The organism is Streptomyces sp. NPDC060205 (assembly GCF_042728395.1).
Taxonomy (GTDB): Bacteria; Actinomycetota; Actinomycetes; order Streptomycetales; family Streptomycetaceae; genus Streptomyces.
This window is the reverse complement of the sequence record NZ_JBHWZP010000492.1, coordinates 1-5,189: the sequence shown is the minus strand read 5'-3', so window position 1 is coordinate 5,189 and position 5,189 is coordinate 1. Positions and strand designations below refer to the sequence as shown.

The window sequence follows — 5,189 nt, the reverse complement described above, 5'->3', positions numbered from 1 at the left end:
CCTAGGTACCTAGGGGCGCGGGGAACTGCGCGGGTGACCCCCACCGGGCTGCAGCCGACGTCGAGAGGGGTGTGCCCCTGTAAGGGGCGCGGGGAACTGCGCAATTCGTCAGCTCGGCCCCCGCCGGACCGCGGCCGAGTGAACCGCCAGAACCAGCCGCTGGTTCTCCGGCGCCGCACCGCCCGGGAACGCGATCCGCCGCCGCGTATACCCGTACGCCAACCCACTGCGCGGATCAGCGAACCCCTGCGACCCCCCGGCCCCACTGTGTCCGAACGCCCCCGCCCCCAGGAACGGATGCCACATGTCGGCCGTGGCCTGAAACCCCAGCCCGTACGACTTGTGCGCCCGCGCCACCAGGTCGTACCCCACGGAGTGGATCTGCCCCACCTCCGCGACCGTGTCCGGTTTGAGCAGCGCCGCGCGCCCGTTCACCTCGCCGACCGCCGCCGCGTACATCCCGGCGAGCCCGCGCGCGGAGGCGACCCCGCCCGCCGACGCCTGCCCGAGGGCCCGTACCGCGCGGGAGTTGGGAAAGTCCACCAGCGGCACGGCCCCCGGCACATGTTCGTTGAACGCGATCGAGGCCAGCGTGTGCGGCCCCCGGGGCGTCGCGTCCAGCAGCGCCTGCTCCGGCGGGGTCGGCGCCATCGGCCGCACCGACAGGTACCGGTGTTCCTCCGACTCGGGCAGCCCCAAGTGGAAGCCGAGCCCGTACGGCGCCCGGACCCGCTCCTCGTACACCTCCTGGAGCGTACGGCCCGTGGCGCGCCGGACTACCTCGCCCGTGAGCGCGCCGATCACCAGCGCGTGGTAGCCGAAGGCCGTGCCGGGCCGCCAGAACGGCTTCTGGCCGGCGAGCCGTTCGGCGATCACGCGGTCGTCGGCCAGTTCGTCGAGGGTGAAGCCCGCGTCCGTCCCGACCAGCCCGGCCCGGTGTGCCAGCAGCTCCCGCAGGGTCAGCGCCGACTTGCCCTCCGCCGCGAACTCCGGCCAGTAGTGGGCCACTTCGCGATCCAGTTCCAGCGTGCCGTCCTGCACGAGCAGGGCGACTACGAGGTGGGCCGCCCCCTTCGAGGAGGAGAAGACACCGAACAGCGAGTCGCCGTCGGTGTCCGCGCCGGTCCACAGATCGACGACCCGCCGCCCCCGTACGTACGCGCTCAACTGGCCCGCGTAGTCGGGACGTTCGGCGGCGACGACGGACGCGAACTCCTCGCGTACCGCCTCGAAGCCTTCGGCGACGGTGCCGTGGATCTCCTGTGCCATCCGTGCTCTCCTCGTATCTCCGTGGGCCGGACCCGGGATCCCGGATCCCGGGCCCGTGGATCCCTGTTCTCAGGACACGGTCAGCAACGCCCGTGCCACCTGCGCGAATTCTCCCTTCGGATGATCGCGGAAGAGCGGCTCCGTGCCGAACAGCACGGCATGCGGTCCGCTCACCACCGAAGGCCGTCCCGCGGCCTGCGCGGGCCCGCCGCTGCCGTCGTCCAGCGCACGCCAGTGTCCCGAGACGAGCGGATTCCCGCCGGGCCGGCCCGCGTACGACTGTTCCACGCGCACCCCGGCGCCCAGGCCCGTGAACCACACCGGCGCGTAGACGAAACTGTGGCCGGGGGCGCCCGCGGTCACGCCGGCACCGGGCGAATTGACCACCCCCACAACGCCGTTGGCGTCCGGGTTGCCCGCCACCGCGTCGACCGGGAGAAGACCGGCGGAGGTGTTGAGAGCCGCTCCGGTGGTCCCGCGGCCCACCAGCCCCTTCCGGCCCAGGAAGGTGTTCAGCGCGGTGCGCGCGGCCGGGGTGAGGTCCGCGGGGTCCAGCCCCGAGGACGCGAACAGGACGTCCGCCCGTGACCAGTCGAAGCCCGCGTTCAGGACCGCCGTGGACACCGGGAGCACGTCGAAGTCCATCTCCCGCAGCACGAACAGCTCGCCCGGCGTGACCGCGGCGGCCACCCTGACCCGCCGCAGCGGGGCGCCACCGCTCTCCTTCGTCGCGTCGAAGGCCACGTCGTACCTCCGCGCGGCGGCCACGGCCTTCCCGCGGGCCGACGCGGGCACGATCGCACTGCCGTCGGCCGCCCGGCGCACCTGAACGCCTTCCGCGAGCAGCGAGTTGAGCGCCGCGATCTCCCGTGCGTCGTCGAGGCGCAGCCGCAGCCGGGGCTGGGTGGTGCCACCGGGCGCCACGTACCCGACCTCCGCGGCGGCGTGCACCGCCCGGTCCGGCACGTCGAGCTTCGAGGTGCGTACGGTGTCGACGGTCGCGCCCCACAGCCGGCCGAGGCTCCAGCCGGAGATGTCGTACATCACCGACACCTTGTCACTGATGTCCCGCCCGTCCGCCAGCATCACATTGGCCATACCGCGTTTGGGCTGCCGCAGATCGACGACGTACGAGCCCTTCGCGTACGTCTTCCCGCCGAGCCTGAAGTCCTTTGTGGCTGAGCGGACTTGGACGTCGTTGGCGAGCAGGTGGTCGACGAGCCGGGCCGCGGCCGGCGCCGAGCGCTGGGCGTCCGCGCCCGCCGGAATCACGTACGCGCGGGGGAAGTCGGTGGTGTACACGTCCTCGGGGCCGATGCCCGGGACGCCCGGCACCGTCTCCGGCGACACCGGGACCTGTGCCGCGCCCGTCACGCTGCGGCGGAAGACCTCGATCTGGTCGGCGACGAGTGAACCGCGGTGCGTGCGCGCGTAGTCGAGGCTCGCGCGCATCGCCGCGCCCGCGATGGCCACGTTGATCGACGCGCGGCGGCGCAGCTCGGTGACGGGCAGGTCGTCGTACTCCTCGTTGTTCACGGCCATCGGGAACTCGACCGTGTGCGCGGCGACCGTGCCGTGGAAGGGCATGTACTGCGGGGTGAAGATCGGCGGCCAGTCGTCCCAGCCCTCCTCCTGGTCGCGGAAGGGGATCTGGGCCGGTTCCACCCCGTCCTTTTCCGGTGTGTAGCCGAGGCCGTTGACGGCGGCCTCCATGCCGAGGGCGTTGGCGTAGGTGTTCTTCAGGAACAGGTCGTACTCGTAGTTCTCGCCGTGCGGGGGAGTCGTCGGCTCGATGAGGGTGCCGTTGACGTAGCCGTGCAGGTCGACCATGAGCGCGGGCTGCTTGTCGATCGCGATCTGCCGCATCGCCCGTACCTCGGGCTGCGAGGCGGTCACGAAGTCCCGGTTCAGATCGAAGCCGTTGGCGTTCGCGCGCGTGCCGGCGATACGGCCGTCCGGGTTCGCGGTGATGTTGAAGTACACGCGGTGGTGGGCGAGGAGGTCGGCGGTGGACGCGTCCTCGGCCATGGCGAGCTTCTCGATCAGCTTGAGGGAGGCGTCCGTGCCCTCCCACTCGTTGCCGTGGATGTTGTTGTTGAAGAAGACCGGCGTCTTGTAGTCCCGCTTGACCGCGGGGTCCTTGGCGGCGGCGACGGGCGCGTTCTCGATCAGGTCGCGCAGCCGCTCCTGGGCACGCGCCTGCCGAGCGGACTCCGGCGCGGTGACCGTGACCAGAAACAGCCGGTGCCCGCCGGCCGAACGGCCCGCGACCTCCACACTCACCCGGTCACCGAGACGCTGCAGCGCGTTCAGCCTCGGCGCGAGGGAGTGGTACGGGGTCAGGCCCAGCTTGATGGACTTGTCGGCCGGATTCCGAGGGTCCGGGGCGAGTACCTGCTCGCGCGGATAGCCGCGTACGGCCCCGGCGTCGGGGGTGAGTTCGGTGACCGGGGCGGACAGGGCGCGGTCGGTGGCGCTCCCGGGCGCCCTGGCGGCGCGGGCGGCGTCGGAGGGGCCGGACCCCTCACGGACCGGCGCCCCCGGCCGGGGCGTCGGGTCGGCGACGGCGCCGTTCGGGGTGAGCAGGAGCGTGGCCGCCGCGGTGGCGGTGGCCGTGGCGATCAGGACGGGTCTCGGCAGGCGCACAAGTACCTCCACGGAGAGGGCCTGACAGGGGTCACTTCGGTACGGAGGTCTACCTGTTCGCCCCTCCCGCAACAAGGGGGCGTCGGCGTCACCGATAGGGGCGGACGCCGTGCCCCGGGCCGGGCGGAGGGGCATCCTGGGAGGGGACTTGGACGAACCGAGTGGACCCGGCAGGCACCCGGCAGCACGCGTGCGTGAGGCGAGGAGAGCCCATGGCAACGATCCCGTCGCTCCCCAGCAGGGACGACGTCGCGCGTATCGCGCGCAGCACCACCGACATCACCGGACAGCTCCTGGACACCGCGGGCAACCTCACCCGTATCGCCGTCAACACCTTCGACCCCAGGGACGGTTCGGGGGCCGAGGTGCTGCGGGTGCTGCGCGAGACGACCGCCGAACTGGCCGAGGCGAGCGCGTCGCCGCAGGCGCAGGAGGCGTTCTACCGGATGGTGGACACACTGACCCGGCTGGGGACGAGCGGGGCGCCGCTCGCCGTCCACCCGGTCAGCGAACCGGCCCGGGCGCTGCTCACCGCGCTCGGAGAGAGCCTGCTGCCGCTCCTCGACGCGGTCGAGCCCGCGGTGGAGGAGGCGGCGGAGGCGCTCGGCGAACTGGTGGACGCCTCCACGCCGCTGCTGCCCGCGGCGGCGGGGGTGGCGGCCGGCACGCTGCTGGTGCTCGCGCCGGTGATCCGGGCCGCGGCGGAGGTGTTGCGGGACTCCTCGCCCGAACTGCGGCGCATCGCCGACGCGTTGACGTCCGCGGTGGCTCCGCTGCTGCCCGTGCAGGTGGCGCTCGCGGAACGGGCCGCGGGGGCGGGGGCCGGCGTCGTGCGGGCCGTGGTGCCGCCGCTGGCCGACCTCACGGAGGTGGCCGCGGCCGGCTTCCGGGCGGGGCGGCCGTTGCTGGTCGCGGGGGAGGAGATGGTGGTCTCCGGGCTCGAACAGCTCCAGCCGCTGCTGTTCGCTACCGCGGGGTGGGCGGGGAGGGTGGCTCGGGCGGCTTCGGTGCGGGTGTCCGCGGCGGTTTCGCCTGCGGCGGGCTCGGCGGTGGTGGTGACGGGTCACCCGGCGTGACCCGCACCCCGCGCACGGGCCTGCGGCCGGCTCGCAGGGTGGGGCCCGGCGGGGGCCGGCCGCGCCGTTCCCCGCGCCCCTGAAGTCGACGTTCGTCTGCGGGCCGGTGGGGGCCGTTCGCGCAGTTCCCCGCGCCCCTAAAAGACTGCGCAGTTCCCCGCGCCCCTGAACGTGCGGGTCCGGTGGGGGTTGCTCGCG

The 5,189-nt window shown here is 73.3% G+C and carries 3 protein-coding genes; 1 reads left to right on the top strand and 2 read right to left on the bottom strand.

Translation table 11 applies throughout. The features are described from left to right. Window positions 1-108: 108 nt before the first annotated feature. Both ACFWGJ_RS41675 and ACFWGJ_RS41670 read right to left on the bottom strand, forming a co-directional pair. A complete protein-coding gene (locus ACFWGJ_RS41675) occupies window positions 109-1,269 on the bottom strand; it encodes a serine hydrolase domain-containing protein (RefSeq protein ID WP_387334169.1) in 1,161 nt (386 codons plus the stop codon). Window positions 1,270-1,338: 69 nt separating this feature from the next. Continuing rightward, on the bottom strand, window positions 1,339-3,915 hold the full coding sequence (locus ACFWGJ_RS41670; protein ID WP_387334168.1) for a M14 family zinc carboxypeptidase: 2,577 nt from the start codon (window positions 3,913-3,915) through the stop codon (window positions 1,339-1,341). 212 nt (window positions 3,916-4,127) lie between these two features. On the opposite strand from ACFWGJ_RS41670, the gene ACFWGJ_RS41665 reads away from it, so the two are divergent. Further along, window positions 4,128-4,991 carry a hypothetical protein gene (locus tag ACFWGJ_RS41665; RefSeq protein ID WP_387334167.1) on the top strand — a complete coding sequence of 288 codons (864 nt, stop codon included), beginning with the start codon at window positions 4,128-4,130 and terminating at the stop codon, window positions 4,989-4,991. Window positions 4,992-5,189: the final 198 nt, after the last annotated feature.